Origin of the sequence: Amycolatopsis sp. NPDC006131 (genome assembly GCF_040614175.1) — a bacterium.
Classification (GTDB): Bacteria; Actinomycetota; Actinomycetes; order Mycobacteriales; family Pseudonocardiaceae; genus Amycolatopsis_E; species Amycolatopsis_E tucumanensis.
The window spans coordinates 206523-222975 of record NZ_JBEXTX010000001.1 but is presented as its reverse complement, the minus strand read 5'-3'; the positions used below and the strand labels follow the sequence as shown (position 1 = coordinate 222975).

At 71.4% G+C, this 16453-nt stretch carries 13 protein-coding genes; 5 read left to right on the top strand and 8 right to left on the bottom strand.

Features of this window, described 5'->3' with window-relative positions; translation table 11 throughout:
* Nucleotides 1-52: 52 nt before the first annotated feature.
* Together ABZ215_RS01110 and ABZ215_RS01105 are read right to left on the bottom strand one after the other, a co-directional pair.
* Nucleotides 53-391: a hypothetical protein gene (locus tag ABZ215_RS01110; RefSeq protein WP_020416784.1), complete on the bottom strand. Its 339-nt coding sequence runs from the start codon at nucleotides 389-391 to the stop codon at nucleotides 53-55.
* Nucleotides 388-807: a YbaB/EbfC family nucleoid-associated protein gene (locus ABZ215_RS01105; protein WP_027935672.1), complete on the bottom strand. Its 420-nt coding sequence runs from the start codon at nucleotides 805-807 to the stop codon at nucleotides 388-390. The genes ABZ215_RS01110 and ABZ215_RS01105 overlap by 4 nt, the downstream gene beginning before the upstream one ends.
* 80 nt (nucleotides 808-887) lie before the next feature.
* On the opposite strand from ABZ215_RS01105, the gene ABZ215_RS01100 reads away from it, so the two are divergent.
* Nucleotides 888-2162 carry a S8 family serine peptidase gene (locus tag ABZ215_RS01100; RefSeq protein ID WP_354946889.1) on the top strand — a complete coding sequence of 425 codons (1275 nt, stop codon included), beginning with the start codon at nucleotides 888-890 and terminating at the stop codon, nucleotides 2160-2162.
* A gap of 101 nt (nucleotides 2163-2263) precedes the next feature.
* Here ABZ215_RS01100 and ABZ215_RS01095 read toward each other — a convergent pair whose 3' ends face one another.
* From ABZ215_RS01095 to eccD, 4 genes are all read right to left on the bottom strand, one after another.
* Nucleotides 2264-2551 (bottom strand): WXG100 family type VII secretion target, encoded by a 288-nt coding sequence (locus ABZ215_RS01095; protein WP_020416781.1) that lies wholly within the window; start codon nucleotides 2549-2551, stop codon nucleotides 2264-2266.
* A 29-nt stretch (nucleotides 2552-2580) separates the two neighbouring features.
* Nucleotides 2581-2931: a hypothetical protein gene (locus ABZ215_RS01090; protein ID WP_020416780.1), complete on the bottom strand. Its 351-nt coding sequence runs from the start codon at nucleotides 2929-2931 to the stop codon at nucleotides 2581-2583.
* Between the two features lie 149 nt (nucleotides 2932-3080).
* Nucleotides 3081-4481 (bottom strand): type VII secretion protein EccB, encoded by a 1401-nt coding sequence (eccB, locus tag ABZ215_RS01085; protein ID WP_354946887.1) that lies wholly within the window; start codon nucleotides 4479-4481, stop codon nucleotides 3081-3083.
* A gap of 9 nt (nucleotides 4482-4490) precedes the next feature.
* On the bottom strand, nucleotides 4491-5891 hold the full coding sequence (eccD, locus tag ABZ215_RS01080) for a type VII secretion integral membrane protein EccD (RefSeq protein ID WP_020416778.1): 1401 nt from the start codon (nucleotides 5889-5891) through the stop codon (nucleotides 4491-4493).
* 120 nt (nucleotides 5892-6011) lie between these two features.
* Here eccD and eccCa point away from each other — a divergent pair, with 120 nt between their 5' ends.
* The 4 genes from eccCa (at nucleotide 6012) to ABZ215_RS01060 (ending at nucleotide 13941) form a co-directional block, all read left to right on the top strand.
* A complete protein-coding gene (gene eccCa, locus ABZ215_RS01075) occupies nucleotides 6012-9971 on the top strand; it encodes a type VII secretion protein EccCa (protein WP_354946885.1) in 3960 nt (1319 codons plus the stop codon).
* A gap of 125 nt (nucleotides 9972-10096) precedes the next feature.
* Nucleotides 10097-11095 carry a hypothetical protein gene (locus ABZ215_RS01070; protein WP_020416776.1) on the top strand — a complete coding sequence of 333 codons (999 nt, stop codon included), beginning with the start codon at nucleotides 10097-10099 and terminating at the stop codon, nucleotides 11093-11095.
* Nucleotides 11096-11101: 6 nt separating this feature from the next.
* Nucleotides 11102-13246 carry a hypothetical protein gene (locus tag ABZ215_RS01065; RefSeq protein WP_354946883.1) on the top strand — a complete coding sequence of 715 codons (2145 nt, stop codon included), beginning with the start codon at nucleotides 11102-11104 and terminating at the stop codon, nucleotides 13244-13246.
* A gap of 86 nt (nucleotides 13247-13332) precedes the next feature.
* Nucleotides 13333-13941, top strand: coding sequence for a hypothetical protein (locus ABZ215_RS01060; RefSeq protein ID WP_237336817.1), 609 nt, complete (start codon nucleotides 13333-13335; stop codon nucleotides 13939-13941).
* Nucleotides 13942-14196: 255 nt separating this feature from the next.
* Here the strand turns inward: ABZ215_RS01060 and ABZ215_RS01055 are convergent, their stop codons facing one another.
* Nucleotides 14197-15252, bottom strand: coding sequence for a hypothetical protein (locus ABZ215_RS01055; RefSeq protein ID WP_354709573.1), 1056 nt, complete (start codon nucleotides 15250-15252; stop codon nucleotides 14197-14199).
* Nucleotides 15249-16448, bottom strand: coding sequence for a type VII secretion protein EccE (locus ABZ215_RS01050; protein ID WP_235716065.1), 1200 nt, complete (start codon nucleotides 16446-16448; stop codon nucleotides 15249-15251). The genes ABZ215_RS01055 and ABZ215_RS01050 overlap by 4 nt, the downstream gene beginning before the upstream one ends.
* Between the last annotated feature and the right edge of the window lie 5 nt (nucleotides 16449-16453).

Below are 16453 nucleotides of genomic sequence, written 5' to 3'. Positions count from 1 at the left end.
CGATCACCTCCCCGAATCGACGACACGAAAAAACGTTGCTGGCGCGGAAGAACTAGGTCTGAACGTCGTTCACCATCTTGAGGTTCTCCAGCTCCCCCTCGTACTGCGTCATCGCAGCCTTCTTGACCATACCGCCGATCTCGGCCAGTTGATCACCGAGAGTGCCCTGCGCCTTGAGGACCTTTTCGGGGTTGTCGTTCTCGCCGTACTTGGCGAAGAAGCCCTCTCCCATGCGGTCGTTGCCGAAGGTGTCGAGTGTGGCCAGTTTCGCGTGTTCGGCCTTCGCGGCCGCGGCCTGTCCGCTGAACTCGGTGCCGATGCCGCTCAGCTGACCGCCCATGGACGCGATCTCGTGGGCGCTGGTGTTGATGGAGACGAAACCACCGCTCATTGCTCTGCCTTCCGCTCGGCGTAGATTTCGGCGTCGGTCCGCTGGAGGTAGTCCATGGCGCCGGCGCGTTCGGGCTGCACCTGGTTCTGCAGCTCGGTGAACACGGGCGAGAAGTTCTCGGCCATCACTTCCTTGATCTGAGCCTGCACCTGGGCCACGGCCTCGGCGGACGCCTCCAGGATCGCGGCCTGAAGCGCGGCGGCGTCCGGCTTGCGGAACACCCGCGGGTCGATCTCCAGGTCGACGAGCTGGCCGCGCAGCCCCACGACCACCTTGACCGTGCGGTCCGGCGACCAGGCAACCCCGGTCATGCCGAGCATCCGCTCCTGCGCCGCCGGGAGGTTCGCGGTCGCCTGCCGCAGTTCGTCCAGCATTTCCTCGAAAACCGGGTCCACCCGGTCGGAAGAGAAGTTCAAGCCCGTCTCCCATCCGTTCGTCCACCCGGCACAGCGGCGACATTGCCACATGCGGCGGGCACTCCGATAGCATTCGGCGCGTGCAAGCCAAGCGTCTTCGATCGGCACTGGCCGCCGCGGTCACCGGGCTCGCCGTCGTCACGGTGACCCCGCAGGCCGCGCAGGCCCAGCAGAACTGTGTCGTTTCGGGGGAGCTCCTGGTTCCCGTTCCGTGGTCCCAGAAAATGCTCGCACCCGATCGGGTGTGGCCGCTGAGCACGGGGGCCGGGCAACGCGTGGCGGTCCTCAGCACCGGCATCAGCGACAACCCGCTCCTGGCCGGGCACATCGCGGAGCGCGCGAACTTCGCTCCGGCCGGCACCGGTCAGCCCAGCGGCCTGCCCGACTGCCTGGGCAACGGCACCGGGGTCAGCGGCATCATCGCCGCACAGCCGAGCGGCGCGGTGGGGTTCCACGGCATTGCGCCGGGAGCGCAGGTCCTGTCCGCGAAGGTCGTCGCCGACCAGTACCCGTCCAACCGAAACCCGCGCGAGACCGTCGCCCCGGAAACGCTGACCGCGGCGATCAACTGGGCCGTCGACCGCGGCGCGACGGTGATCGCGGTCCCGACCATCACCTACGACGACAACGCCGCCCTGCGCGGCGCCGTGCAGCGGGCGCTCTCCCGCGGCATCGTGGTCGTGGCTGCCGTCGGCGAAACCGCGAGCAACGAACCGCCCGGCCTGGTCCCCTACCCGGCGGCTTACGACGGCGTCGTCGGTGTGGGCGCGATCGCCGAAAACGGCGTCGTGACCCAGAACTCGCGCCCCACGGCCGTGGATCTGGTGGCGCCGGGCGCGAACGTGGTGACGACCTTCCCGAACGCCGGCCTTGGCACCGCTTCTGGCACACAGTTCGCCACCGCGTACGTGGCGGCCACGGTCGCGCTCGTCCGTTCCTACCGGCCGCAACTGTCCAACACGGACGTCGTGCAGCGGCTGTACGCCACCGCGTCCCCGGCTCCCGAAGGCACGGGCAGCGCGTACTACGGCTTCGGTGTCGTGAACTCGTACCAGGCCGTGTCCGACGACATCGCCGCCGGCAACCCGGTGACGCTGCCACCGCTCACCCCGGTCACCGTCGACCCCGAGGTCGCCGCGCGACAGGCCGCCGAAAACCGCAGTGACGACTGGGCGTTCATCCTGGCGGCCGCCGGTTTCGCGCTCGTGCTGCTGGTGACCGCGATCGTCGTGTTCGGACCGCTTGGCCGCCGCCGCTGGCGCGCCGGACTCGCCCCGGTTCCGCAGGACCGGCCCGAGGACGAGCGTCCGGAGCCGCCCGTCGAACTGTTCAGCGACCGCCCCAAGCGGTCCTGATCCCCTGCTGCACAACGATTCCCTCCCCGGTGTTCCCAGCGTGAGACAAGCCGGTCCCGGAGCGTGTTCGCGCTCCGGGACCGGCTTCGGCGGTCGAGCTCTCAGATGTTGAAGTAGCCCCTCGCCTGCATGTCCTTGTCGAACGCGTTCTCGGCTGCCCTGATGACGGCGTTACCCATGTCCTGGTGGGTGCTGCCGAAGTTGTTGACGCGCTGGTTCCAGATCTCCTGGGCCTCGTCGAACGCCGTGGCGGCCGCACCGTTCCAGTCTTCGGCCAGGATGTTCTTGGCCTTCTGCTTGAACTGTTCGAACAGCTGGATCAGCTCGCCGGATTTCGTGATGTTCGTGGTGCCGGTGTCACCGACCGTGCCGTCGTAACGCAGAACCATGTCTGTCCCCTTCCGAAGCTGCTGCGCCGTCAGGCGGAGGCGGTTCCGCCGAGCCGGCCGAAGTTCATGCCGCCGGAGCCCGGCGCGATGGCGTTGATGACGTTCTGGCTGTCCTGGTCCTGGTTGGTCAGCAGGTTGGTGGTGCTGAGGATGCCGTTCACCAGGTTGTCGAGGATGGGAGCCAGCTGGCTCTTCCAGAAGTTCAGCATCTCGTCCTGCTTGCCGAGAGCGGCGGTCGAAGCGCCGCCCAGCCAGCTGGCGCCGACCACGCCGGCGTAGTCGCTGTGGATGCTCGAGCAGAGCTGCTCACCCTGGTCCTTGGCATCGCTGAGCAGCGTCCTCAGGTGCTGGGTCTGTGTCTCATCGAGTTTCAGGACCACGCCTGATCACCCCCATATCACGGGACATTTATCAGCAGAATAGGCGGCGCGGCTGACATCCCCCCGTCGCCCCGTACCACCCTGGCACGAAGCAAAACCGCTGGTCAAGACTTTCTGCCAGAGATTCACGGACGCCCGGTGCGGGCCGACTACGGGACCGCCGACACCATCGCCGCGGACGGGTTCAGCGTCGGGCCCTCCGGGATGCGCTGCACGAGCGCGGCCGGCATGTCGACCGCCGAGGAGGCGGCGTACCCCAGCTGCCCGAGCACGTCCTCGGACGGCACCGGGTAGCGCAGTCCGGTGTCGGTGACCAGCGTGTACGCGCCCGTGGTCGCCGTGGCCGACGGCAGCACCCGCACCACCGCGACACTGCCCGGCGGGACCAGGACGCGGTCGGCCAGCTTCGTGCCGGTGCCGCTCTCCACGCTGGTCGTGATGGCCGCGGACATCGCGTTCGGGTCGCCGCCGATCGAGATCACCGGGTCGGTGCGGGCGTCGTGCGTCTCCGCGCACAGGGCCGCACGGCCCTGGTCGGGCACGGTGGCCAGCTCCGGCGGCAGCGACGGCGGGGCCGCCTCGCCCTCAGCTGGCACCAGCGCGTTGCTGGTCGGCGCGGCATTCGCGGCCGCGGCGGGGATCTCCTTGGGCTGCATGGAGTACTGGCCGGAGATGATCCGCACCTGCAGCTCGGTCAGCGGGGCCAGCCCCTCCTGCCGGACCAGGTAGTACTGCACGCCGCGGGACAACGGGTAGTAGACGACATCGCCGACGGCGAACCCACTCAGCACTGTGGACGGCGATCCCTGGCCGGGCACGTCGATGCGGCCGAGGTCCTGCCCCACCGGAAGCCCGTTCAGCCAGGCCGTGCCCGCCTCGACGGGGCTGGCCTGCGCGCCGAACACCGAGCGGATCACGGCGGCGTCGCTGATCCGGTAGCGGTGGTTGTTCCACACCAGGTAGACGGTGCCGTCGGTGGAGTCGCGGGCCAGGATCGCGCGCTGGCCGAGCGGGGCGCCGCCCGGCATCGATTGCCCGACCATCAGCGTCGTCGTGGTCAGCGGTGCGCCGGCCAGGTTCTGCCCCAGCACCGAGCACATCGTCCACGGCGTCGCGGTCGCGCGGTTCGCGGGCGGCAGCGAGGCAGGCGCGCCGGGGATGCCCACGGCCGGCCTGCGCGGCAGCCCGGCGAGGTCCTTGCCGGCCACGCGGTGCGGTCCGGCCTTGTCCGCGCTGGTCAGCAGCCGCGCCGAGGCGTAGTTCAGGGTCGGCTGCAGCTCACCGGACTGGTACACGAACGTCGCGCCCGTCTCGCGCTCGATCACCACCGCGCCGTCGGCTTTCCAGGACGTGCCACCGACTCCGGTGAACACCCCGTAAACACCGAAGCCCGCGGCGACCAGCACCGCGATCATCACCCCGGCGAACACCGCGCCCACTCCGCGCCGCAACGGGGTCAGCTCCGGATCGGTCTCGTGCACGATGAGCGCGGAGGTGACGCGCTGCATCATGAACTGGTAGGCCTGCAGCTGGTCGCGACGAGTGGGCACGCCTATCCCTCAGCCGATCGAGGCCATCAGGCCCTGGACGTATGCGAAGAATCCGGTGATGAACCCCGCGAACGGGATCAGGGCCACGATAGCCATGACGTCCACGATGTCCGCGATCCGGCCGAACCACGGCGACGGGTTCTTGCGGGAATAGACCAGCCCGGCGGCCGCGACCAGCAGCGCGAGCACCACCAGCGCCAGCAGGAACAGCCCGATCCCGCCGTTGCCGGACGCGGTGGAAAAACACCAGTCGGCCAGCAGCGCGAACACCCACAGCCCGGCGACCAGCAGCGGAATCCGCTGGCGCGGCACCGGGAACAACCGGGCCCGCAGGAGCAGCGCCGCGCACGCGAGGATCAGCATGATCAGCCGCGATCCGCCGCCGTGTGCGGCGAGGGGGATCGACGACAACGCGCTGATCAGCGCGGCGCCGGTGAGGAAGCCGGTGAGCAGTTCGTCGGCACGGGCGGCGGCGTCGAACACCGCCGGGGTGGCCGGGTGCGGTTCGTCGTTGAGCAGGTCCGCCGAGCGCTGCGGCAGCGCGGGCAGCGGGACCCGGCCCAGCCGCAGCGCCAGCCACGGGTACCCGGGCAGCAGGCCGATCGCGATGGTCAGGACCAGCGCGCCGGCCGCGTCCGGGTCCATCCAGCCGCCGAACAACGCGCCCAGCGCGCCGAGGAATCCGGTGCTGATCGCGGCGACGAACACGCGGCTCATCGCGCCCACGCCGAGGTAGCCGACGATGCCGAAGACCAGCAGTGAAATGGTCCCCAGCAGCAACTGCGCGGACCCGAAGGAGAACAGTCCCAGGTGGTCCGGCGCGGTCGGCAGGTAACCGCCGAGGAAGGCGTACGGCAGCGCCGATCCGGCGAACACCGCGCCCGCGTAGGCGTCCGGCACCGCGCGCGCCACCACGATGCCCAGCGCGGTCAGGACCACCGCGGCCCCCAGCGTGATCAGGCCGGCGCTCAGCCACGGTGGTTCGAACAACAGGGCGGCGAGGCTGCCCGCGCACAGCAGCACGGCCGCGATCACCAGCCCGGCCCGCCGAGTGGCCGCGCGACCCCAGCTGCGGCCGTAGCGCCGGGCCCCGCTGGCGATGGCCTCGACCAGGTCGTCGTACTCGATCTCGGGCCAGTCGACCGGGCCGGGGACCAGGTGCAGGATCTCGCCGTCGCGCACCTGCTGCGCGGCGAGCGTCTGCTGCCCGTCGAGGCGCTCGCCGGTGGGCCGCCGCAGCGACCAGCCGCCGTGCTGCTCGCCGGTGTCCGGCGCGTCCTCGCCCGCGTGGCGCAGGATGTAGGGGAGCAGTTCCGCGACCGGCACGTTCTCCGGGAGCGCGACGTCGATCCCGCGCTTGGGCGTGGTGATGCTCACCTTCGCGAGGGTCGTGCCCATCGCCGACGTCATGCTGCCCCTACCTCCAAATTGGACCCCGAGACCGGCTGGGAGAGTATCAATTAAAGCGCGACACTAGGCTGGCGGAAAGCTCTATGCTGGCGCACCCGGGCGCTCGGGAGGTTTTCGGTCTTGGGAACGATCATAGTCAAGCGGCCACTGCGGCGGCCCGCGCCTGACCTGCCCTCAGGCGACGTGGTGCTCGATCCCCCGCCGGAAAATCCGCCGCCCGCGGGCAAGAGCTGGACGCGGGTGCTGATGATCCTGCCCATGCTCGCCGGCACCGGCGGCATGGCGCTGCTGATCGGCGCCGGCCGGTCCGGTCCCCTGATGTACGTCGCCGGCGGTCTGTACGGCGTCGCGGTGCTCGGCATGATCCTGTTCCAGATCATCAGCCAGAACGGGCAGGGGCCGAGCAAACAGGAGATGATCGCCAACCGCCGCCGGTACATGCGGCGGCTGTCGCAGCTGCGCGCACAGGTGCGGGACACCATCGACCAGCAGCGCAAGGCGATGTTCTACCGCCACCCGGACCCGTCGCGGCTGTGGTCGACCGCGCAGAGCGCGCGGCTGTGGGAGCGCCGCCCCGGCGACTGGGACTTCACCGTCATCCGGATCGGGCTGGGCTCGCAGGAGCTGGCCACGCCGCTCGTGCCGCCCGAGACCAAACCGATCGACGAGCTGGAACCGCTGTGCGCGATGGCGCTGCGGAAGTTCGTCACCACCTATTCGACGGTGCCCGACCTGCCGGTCGCGGTCGCCCTGCGCGGGTTCTCCCGGATCTACCTGACCGGCGACGACGACCGCAAGCGCGCGATCGCCCGCGCGCTGGTCGCGCAGCTGGGCACCTTCCACGCGCCGGGCGACGTGCTGACCGCGTTCTGCGTGCGCGAGCGCGAGCTGTGGGACTGGGCCAAGTGGCTGCCGCACGCGCTGCACCCGACCAAGACCGACGCGGTCGGCCAGATCCGGCTGGTGGCGCCGAGCGTGACTGCGCTGGAGGCGATGCTCGACGACGTGGTGGCCAACCGGCCGCGCTTCAACCCGGGCACACAGCCGATCGAGGGCTCCACGCACGTGGTCGTGTTCGTCGACGGCGGCGACACCGGCGGGTCCGAGCACCTGATGATCGAGGGCGGCGTCGAGGGCGTCACCGTCATCGACCTCTCCGGCGAGCCGCCGCGCCTGCTGGACGCCGCCACCCTGGTACTGGACATCTCGCCCGACGGCAACCTGACCAGCCGCACCATGGACGGCGCCGGCAACATCGGCACCGCCGACGGGCTGGGCGTCGAGGAGATGCGCGGGTTGGTGCGCACGCTCGCGCCGCTGCGGCTGTCCGCGCTGACCGCGAGCGAGCAGCCGCTGTCCGGGTCGCTGGAGCTGACCGACCTGCTCGGCCTGGGCGACCCGTACGAGTTCGACCTGGCGAAGAGCTGGGAGACGCGGTCCAACCGGGACCGGCTCCGCGTGCCGATCGGCATCACCGCCGACGGCCGCCCGATGGAGCTGGACCTCAAGGAGTCGGCACAGGACGGCATGGGCCCGCACGGCCTGCTCGTCGGCGCCACCGGCTCGGGCAAGTCCGAGCTGCTGCGCACGCTGGTGCTGGCGCTGGCGGTCACGCACGATTCGGAGATCCTCAACTTCGTGCTGGTGGACTTCAAGGGTGGCGCCACGTTCACCAAGCTGGACCGGCTGCCGCACACCAGCGCGGTGATCACCAACCTGGCCGACGAGCTGCACCTGGTGGACCGCATGCTGGACGCGATCGGCGGCGAGCTGGTGCGGCGGCAGGAGCTGCTGCGCAAGGCGGGCAACTACGGTTCACAGCGCGACTACGAGAAGGCCCGCACCGCGGGCGCCCCGCTCGACCCGCTGCCCGCGCTGCTGATCGTGGTCGACGAGTTCTCCGAGTTGCTGACCGCGCGGCCGGACTTCATCGACATGTTCGTCCAGATTGGACGCGTCGGCCGTTCGCTCGGCGTTCACCTGCTGCTCGCCTCGCAGCGGCTGGAGGAGGGCAGGCTGCGCGGGCTGGACTCGCACCTGTCCTATCGCATCGCGTTGCGGACGTTCTCGGCGATGGAGAGCCGGGTCGTGCTCGGCACGCCGGACGCGTTCCAGCTGCCCCGCTCCCCCGGCAACGGCTTCCTCAAGACCGGTGTCGACGAGCTGACCCGCTTCAAGGCCGCGTACGTGTCGGGGGTGCACCGGCGCGGCACGATCCAGCGCACCGACGACGAGGGCCGCCAGATCGACCCGGTGCAGGACTACTCGACGGCCTACCTGCGCCCGCGGCTGGCGGAGAAGCCGGTGGAGCAGCCGCAGCCCGCCGAGTCCGACGACCTGGGCGAGACGCTGATGGACGTGCTGGTGGAGCGGCTCGAAGGCCAGGGCGTGCCGGCGCACCAGGTGTGGCTGCCGCCGCTGGCGGAGCCCCCGTCGCTGGACAAGCTGCTGGAACCACTGGTGCACGACCCGCAGCGCGGGATCACGACCGGCCAGGAGCAGTACCGCGGCGCGCTGCACGCGGCGGCGGGCATCATCGACCGGCCCGCGGATCAGCGCCGCGACGTGTGCTGGCTCGACCTGTCCGGCGCGGGCGGCAACATCGCCGTCGTCGGCGGCCCGCAGAGCGGCAAGAGCACGGTGATCCGCACGATCATCGGCAGCCTCGCGCTCACCCACACCCCCGCGGAGGTGCAGTTCTTCTGCCTCGACTTCGGCGGCGGTGGATTGACCGCCATGCGCGACCTCGCCCACGTCGGCGGGGTGGCGACGCGGCGCGACGTCGACCGGGTCCGGCGCAGCATCGCCGAGGCCAGGACGCTGCTCGCCGAGCGCGAGCAGCGGTTCGCCGAGCACGGCATCGACGGCATGGCGACCTATCGCAAGCTGCTGCGCGAAGGCCGGTTCCCCGAGGACCGGTTCGGCGACCTGTTCCTGGTCATCGACGGCTGGGCCACGGTGCGCGCGGAGTTCGAGGACCTGGAACCGGGCGTGACCGAGCTGCTCAACCGTGGCCTGGCGTTCGGCATCCACGTCATCGCCAGCTCCAACCGCTGGCTGGACCTGCGGATGAACGTGCGCGACATGTTCGGCAGCCGTATCGAGCTGCGCCTCGGCGACCCGGTCGACTCGGTCATCGGCCGCCGCCAGGCCGCCGGTGTGCCGGAGCAGTCCCCGGGACGCGGCCTGTCGCCGGACGCCATGCACTTCCTGTCCGGGGTGCCCCGCATCGACGGGCAGGAGACCGCCGACGGGCTCGCCGACGGCGTCCAGCACTTGGTGGAGACCATCAGCGGCGTCTGGACCGGCAAGCCCGCCCCCAGGGTGCGCCTGCTCCCGGACGTGCTGCCGTACGCCGAGCTGCCCGCGCCGGACGAGAAGAGGGGAATCCCGATCGGGATCTCCGAGACCGACCTGCAGCCGGTCCACCTGGACTTCGTCACCGAACCCCACCTGGTCCTCTTCGGCGACGTCGAGTCCGGCAAGAGCACGTTCCTGCGGGCGCTGGCCAAGAGCATCATGGCTCGCTACACCCCCGACGAGGCCCAGATCGCGCTGATCGACTTCCGGCGCAGCATGCTCGGCCTGGTTCCGGACGAGTACTTGATCGGTTACGCGACGACGAGCGGAACCGTTCAGGAAATGACGCGTCTGACCATCGACGCGATGCAGAAACGACTTCCGGGGGGTGACATCACGCCGGAGCAGCTCCGCTCCCGCAGCTGGTGGAGCGGCCCGGAGCTGTTCATCCTGGTCGACGACTACGACCTGGTCGCACCGAACCCGCACGACAACCCGCTGACCCAGCTGCTGGAGTTCATGACGCAGGGCCGGGACATCGGGCTCCACCTGATCGTCACCCGGCGCATCGGTGGCGCCGCGCGGGCGATGTACGACCCGGTGATCGCCCGGATCCGGGACCTGGCCTCGCCGGGGATCCTGATGTCGGGCAGCCGCGAGGAGGGGCCGCTGCTGGGCAACATCAAGCCGCAGAAGCTGCCACCGGGCCGCGGCTGGTTCATCACCCGCGGCGCGGGCGCCCGGCTGGTCCAGCTCGCGCACCTGCCCGCGGATGAATAGGACAGTTTTCCACCGGGGTTGACATCGGATGGTTACCTGAGAGAGGCGGGTGCCGTCCGACCCCTACCCCCGGTCGGCACCCGCTGCCAGGCTCGTCAGGCAGCACGAGGTCAGGGAGGGACACGATGGCTATTCCCGACGAGGGCGAGGGCACCCCTCTCGCGAAGTGGGTCACCGAGGGCAAGCCGCTGAAGATGGAGCCGAACTCGTTCCGCGGGTACGGCAAGAACATCGCGACGCTGCAGAGCAACCTCCAGAGCGACATGCTGCCCGCCTCGACCTCGCTGCAGGGCGTCGGCAAGGACACGTCGATGAGCACCGGTGGCTTCCCCCCTGGCACCCAGATGGCGCAGCTGGCCGCGCGCAACGCCGGTGAGGTGGCGCAGTTCCTGCCGAACATCGGCCAGAACTGCATGGCGATCTCCTCGGTCGCCTGCATCATGGGCGACGTGTTCGAGGGCATGGACGGCGACAACGCCGAGATGCTCAACGCGATCCAGTGGGCGCTGGGCATGCCGGGCGCCAAGAGGCCGGACAACGCTCCGGCCTACCTGGATCCGAAGAACACCCTCCAGAGCCTCGCCGCCGAGCAGGACAAGAAGACCGCCGAACCGGGCGAGGACGAGCTGATCGGCTCGTACAACATGCCCGGCGTGCACGTCGAGCTCTACCGGACCGGCGACGGCGGCACCCGCAGCATCACGAGGACGGCCGACGGCATCACCGAGACCGTGACAGACAAGGACAACAACACCGTCTACACCTCGACGACCACGCCGAGCGGGCAGACGACCACCGTCAACTACCGGGACGGCAAGCCGGTCGGCAAGACCGTGACCAGCACGCAGACGGTGCAACGGGCGCGGGGGATGACCGACGAGGTCACGACGAACACCGAGTACGACGCGGACGGCGACGTCGTGAGCACCACGTACGACCACGCGGTCACCACGACGTTCCAGGACGGGACGCACACGCGGGACTACTACTCGGTCGACGACAAGGGGAACAAGTCGGAGACGCGGCACATCGGGGTGCAGGGCGATCCGGTCACCGGCCAGGACTGGACGGAGCTGGCACAGAAGCGGATGGAGGCCACGCGGCGGGCCACCGGGGGGATGTGACGCGGGATGGCGGACGAAAACGACCCGTACTTCGGGTTCAACACGAACTCGCTCGAGCCGGGCTACATGCCCGTCCCGTACGCCCCCGGCTACCAGCCACCGCAGGGCCCGCTCCTCGGCAGCAACTTCTACTACTCCGACATCGAGAACAGCCAGAACGGCCAGACCGGCGCCCAGGGCGACGACGGCGGCGGGGATGCGAGCGCTCAGGTCGACGGGGCCGACATCGAGGTCATCAACAAGTGGATCATGGGTGAGCAGCCCGGCACCACCGCCGAGCGCTCCCAGCAGTGGACCAACATCGCACAGCTGCTGCAGAACACCGCCGACACCCTGCGCGAGCAGACCCAGGCCCTCGCGGAGAACTGGGAGTCGCCAGGCGCGAAGGACGTGTTCCTGAGCAAGGTCGGCGAGACGCTGGCGTACTTGCGGGTGTGGCAGGACGCGGCGATCAAGAACTCGGTCGCGTTGTACGGCCTGTCGAACGTCATGTACGAGGCCCAGGCCGAGATGAGGAAGCTGTACCTCGAGTACTCCTACGTCGTGGGCGGGCTGCAGTACCTGGCCGACCTGCCGCCGGTCGGCACCCCGGTCGGCGTGGCGAAGGCCATGCCCCAGCGCAAGGTCGACGAGGAGAAGGAGAAGTACGACAAGGAGGCGCGGGCCCTCGCGAACCGGTACATCGGGGAGTACGCGCCATACCTCGCGAAGCTGCAGGCCGGGCGGGCGAAGGCGCTCAGCCCGCCGCTCGACGCGATCGCCCACCCCACCGCGCTGGGCCAGGACATCCCGAAGATGCCGCCGGTGGCTCCCCCGGGTGCTCCCGGCGGGACGCCACCGGGAACGCCCGGCGCGACGCCACCCGGCGCGACGCCACCGGGCGCGCCCAACCCGAACACCCCCAACGCCCTGACCACCCAGCCGCCCGGCACCCCACCCGGTGATCCCGCGGTCAACCCGCCCACGACCACCGCCACGCCGCCGGGGGCCACGCCGCCGGGCGCGCCCGAAGTCACCCCGCCCGGGACTCCGCCCGGCGCACCACCGGCCATGCCACCCGGCGCCACTCCGCCGGACGCGACGAGCGTGCCGCCGGCCGCCTTTGGCGGGGTGCCGCCCATGGTGACGCCGTTCGCGTTCAACGGCGGCGGGGGCAAGGTCGCGCCGAACGCGTTCTCGGCGAACACGTTGGCGCCTGGGCTGTTCGACGGCTCACGGACGCCGGCCACGACACCGCCGACGCTGGGCGACACGTCGCTGAACAAGGCTCTGGGCGCGCCACCTGGCGGTCTTCCGCCGTCGTTCAACCAGAGCAGCCTCTATCCGCCGGGGACGATCACGCCGCCGCCCGGCGGGCAGGCGCCGCAGACCCCGCAGGAGAAGGCCCCTGGCGAGAACCAGCCAGGGATCCCGTCGTACGGCTCGCAGTCGTTCACGGACCACCTGGACATGGAGGCGAAGGCCATCGCCCAAGAGGCGGCCGCCGCCACCCCGCCGCCACCATTGCCGCCGGGCACGTCCATGCCGAACACACGCGAGGTGGACAAGGCCGCACCCGCATCGGCGTTCGCCGATGGCGGCTACACCGAGCAGGCGCCTGCCTTCACGCCGCCGCCGACCACCACGCCCCCGGTGCTGAACAACAACGCCAAGCAAGCCCGGCGTGGTGGCAGCAGTGCCGAGGCGCCGGCAACCCCGCCTGGTGGGCTCGGCCTCGGCGCCCCGCCAGTGCTGTCCAATCCGCACCGCAAGCCGCCGGAGAAGACGTTCACCGAGAAGCAGCGTGAGCGCGCCAGGCGCCGTGTCCTGCCCGGAATGCCGGGAGCCGAGTTCGCGGCGAACCTCCCGGCAGGCACGAGCCCGGTGTTCGACGGGCGGCTGTCCGCCGAGGAGCGGGTCGTCACCTCCTTCGGGGAGATCCCGCTCGGCCTGCAGGGCCCGGCGCCCGTGGTCGCGGTTCCGGACCGGCACGCCAAGCCGGTCGTGCACGCCGATCAGGCCAAGCGGGTCGCCCGCAAGGACGAGAAGGCGCCCGTCACCGACGAGTCGGTCTTCGAGGTGGAAACCCCTGGTGGGCCGGTCGTCGCGGGCGGGGAGCCGGACAAGCGGTACCGGCCGGCCGAACCGTCCGCCTTGGACGGACGGAACTGAACCGCTTTCCGGTGCGTCGGATCCACAGAAGACGTTGACCGCGTCCTCAGTGGACTGACGCACCGGAAAGCGAGTTGTACCCCTTCATGAAGAGCACCCGTATCGCCGCCTTGCCCGTTCTCGCCGCCGCCGTGCTGGCGCTGTCGGCCTGTGGTGGCGACGAGGAGCCCAGCAGCCCGGCCACCACCACCGCGGCGGCTTCGTCGTCCTCGGCGGCCCCGAGCTCGTCGGCGCAGGCGGCGCCCGCCGGTGCGGCCGAGAAGACCGCCCCGGGCACCAAGCTCAAGGTCGGCGACCGCGCGGTCATCTCGTGGGACAAGGGCACCGCGGCGGTCACGGTCACCGCCGTCGAGGCCGGTGACAAGGCCGCGATGGAGCGCCAGTACGGCGACCGTGCCAAGGGGCTGACGCCGTACTACATCCGGTACACCGTGGAGAACGTCGACGGCGCGGACCACGCCTTCGCCTCGTCGCCGAACTTCGGCCTCGCCATGGCCGACGGCGGCCCGACCGGCGTGGTGATCACGGGCGAGCTGGGCAGCTGCACCGACGACGGCGCCCCGGAGGACTTCACGACGGCCGGCGCCAAGTACGAGGCCTGCGACCTGTCCGCCACCCAGGACGGCGCGCAGATCGCCGGAGCCGAATTCGACGACGACGAGTACAGCGACGCCCCGCTGATCTGGACCAAGTAGTCCTTCCCGAGCTGCGCGGCCGCACTCACCTGGGGGTGGAGTGCGGCCGCGCTGCCATGTCCGGAAACGGCAGAGGGGACCCGCCGCAAGGCATCGGGGCGGGAGAGGGGGCGGGGGTGGCCGGACCCAGCCACAGGGACCGGGCCGGGGAGGTCGGACCCAGCCACGAGGGACCGCACGGGAGGCCGGCAGCACCGGATCACAAGGGACCGGGCGGGGAAGACCGGCAGGCGGGTCGGCCTTCCCCGCCCGGAGTCAGTACCGCCCGGGCCGTCCCAGGCGCGCTCGCTCGGCCGGCGCCGGGTCCACCCACACGTAGTGGTTGGTCTCGCCCGCGAGCACGGCCAGCATGTCGTCGCGCAGCATCTGCAACTGCTGGGTGGTCCGCTGGGCCAGCCGGAGCGCCGGGGCGAGCAGTGACGCCTCGTTGGGCGTGAGCCGCTGCATGAGCACCAGGTCCGAGCCCGGCACGGCACCCACCCGCTCGGGCGTGAGCCGCCGGTGCAGCAGCACCCGTGTCTGCCACGCCTCGGGCTCGCTCTGCGACTGGGGCGCGTCGTGCAGGCACAGCACGGGCGCGTCGGCGCTGGCGGTGACCGCGGGCGGCGAACCCGGCGCCACCACGGCGACCCGGTCGGTGCGGCCGGTCGCCGACTGTCCGAGCTGGACCCAGTCCGCCGGGTGCTGCGAGAACACCAGCAGCCGCGCGCCGGCCCGCAACGCGCGGTACGCCATCAGCCGCGCCGCCCAGGCGCCGCCGATCAGGCTCACCGACACCGGCTCCGGGCGGAACAACGTCAGCGCCACCGGGAACCCGTTCTGGTCCCGCCCGAGCGGCAGCCCCACCGACGACGCGGACACCTGCAGCAACTCCAGCGCGGCATCAGACGCGTGGTGCGCCCCGATCCGCAGCCGCGGGATCGAGCGGTGCCGCCGGGTGCGCCAGTCGCGGTGCTCGCGTGGCGCGCCCACGACCGGACCGGCGGGGCCGGGACCGGGCGGTTGCGGCGGCGTCGGCGTCGGCACACCGATGGCCAGCGCGGGACGGGCGACCTCGACCGTCGTCGCGGCGGCCGCCTCGGCCGAGCCTGCCTGCTGGGTCTGCGGCGCGGGCGCCGCGACGTTGACGACGGCGGGCGCCTGCGGCATCGCGGGCGCCCCGAGCACGGCCTGACCGGGCGGCATGGGCTGGTGCTGTTGTTGCTGCTGCGCGGGCGGCGGCCCGGGCTGGGCCTGTGCCGGCGGCATGGGCCGCGGCATCGCCTGCGCCGGCGGCTGCGGCCGCGACGGTGGGTACTGTCCCGCGTTCATCGTGCACCTCCCCCGCTCGGTGCCGAAGCATACACGGCCGGGCCGTGCTGACCGTCCAAACGCGACACCCGGGCGCCGTTGCGCTCGGCCAGCTTCTTGACCAGGTCGCACACCTGCGGGTACCGCTGCGCGGTCGCGCCGACCCGGACCAGGCAGCGCAGCGTGGTCCCGTCGAACGACGGCTCCAGCAGCAGCGCGATGCTGACCAGGTCCGCGGGCAGCTCGGCCAGCGCGGCGAGCAGCCCGGTGCCGCGGTCGGGGTCGGGCCAGGACTGGATCCAGAAGCACCCGTGGGTCAGGCGCGTGGAGTGCCACGACTCCCAGGCCTCGTGCACCCGCGCCGGGCCGCCGCCGGGCAGCAGGTCGCAGGAGCGGGCGAGCGCGTCGACGACCTCGTCCGCGGTGAGCATCCGCGCCCGCAGCCCGCGCCGGCGCAGCACGCGCTCAGCGCGGCGGGTGATCTCGGCCAGCACGGCGGGCACGTCGAGACGCCCGCCCGGCGAATCGATCATGGACTCGGCGACGGCCCGCGCGTCCAGCCGCACCGCGACCCACAGTGCGCGGTCCCGCGTCCCGGGTTCGCGGCCCGGCACGGAGTGCGTGACGACCTGCATCACGACACCGGCCTGCTCGGCGTCGGCGGCGGTGCGGGCCAGCGCGGCCAGCGGCACCGGCGGGGTCGCCACGTCCGCGCCGCCGGACACCTCGAGCACGGCGAACCAGCCCGCCTCGTCGCTGCCCATGCCGAGCTTGGTCTCCCCCGGCCCGTCGATGTCCTCGACGACGAGGTCCGGCGCCAGCTCGCACAACGCGGTCAGCCGCGGGTCGTCCCGCTTCTCCCCCGAGGTGCCGCGGCGCGACCGGAAACCCATCCACAGCATCAGGCTTTCGGTCCACCAGCGGCCCTTCGAGCGGCCGAACATGCCGATGATCACCGCGAGCCCGATCACGCCGGCGGCGATCATCGCCCACAGTTCCTGCACGCCGACCGCGGCGACGACCATGAGCACGATCTCGAACGCCAGCAGCCGGGCGAGGCTCACCACACCGAGCCGCCCACGGCCACGGACCGGCCGGAACCACGCCTGCCCCCTGGCCTGGGCGCGCAGCTCGGCGGAGCCGCCGCCGCGCGCGTCGAACTGCGCGGCTGCCTGCGGCTGCTGGCCAGTCGTGATCACCTGCGGAGCCCCTTCCACCAGCC

Excerpts from the sequence above, each read along its gene's own strand:
- ABZ215_RS01060 (WP_237336817.1), top strand. The coding sequence starts at position 13,333 with ATGAAGAGCACCCGTATCGCCGCCTTGCCCGTTCTCGCCGCCGCCGTG.
- ABZ215_RS01095 (WP_020416781.1), bottom strand. The coding sequence starts at position 2,551 with ATGGTTCTGCGTTACGACGGCACGGTCGGTGACACCGGCACCACGAAC.
- ABZ215_RS01065 (WP_354946883.1), top strand. The coding sequence starts at position 11,102 with ATGGCGGACGAAAACGACCCGTACTTCGGGTTCAACACGAACTCGCTC.
- ABZ215_RS01070 (WP_020416776.1), top strand. The coding sequence starts at position 10,097 with ATGGCTATTCCCGACGAGGGCGAGGGCACCCCTCTCGCGAAGTGGGTC.
- ABZ215_RS01055 (WP_354709573.1), bottom strand. The coding sequence starts at position 15,252 with ATGAACGCGGGACAGTACCCACCGTCGCGGCCGCAGCCGCCGGCGCAG.
- ABZ215_RS01110 (WP_020416784.1), bottom strand. The coding sequence starts at position 391 with ATGAGCGGTGGTTTCGTCTCCATCAACACCAGCGCCCACGAGATCGCG.
- eccD (WP_020416778.1), bottom strand. The coding sequence starts at position 5,891 with ATGACGTCGGCGATGGGCACGACCCTCGCGAAGGTGAGCATCACCACG.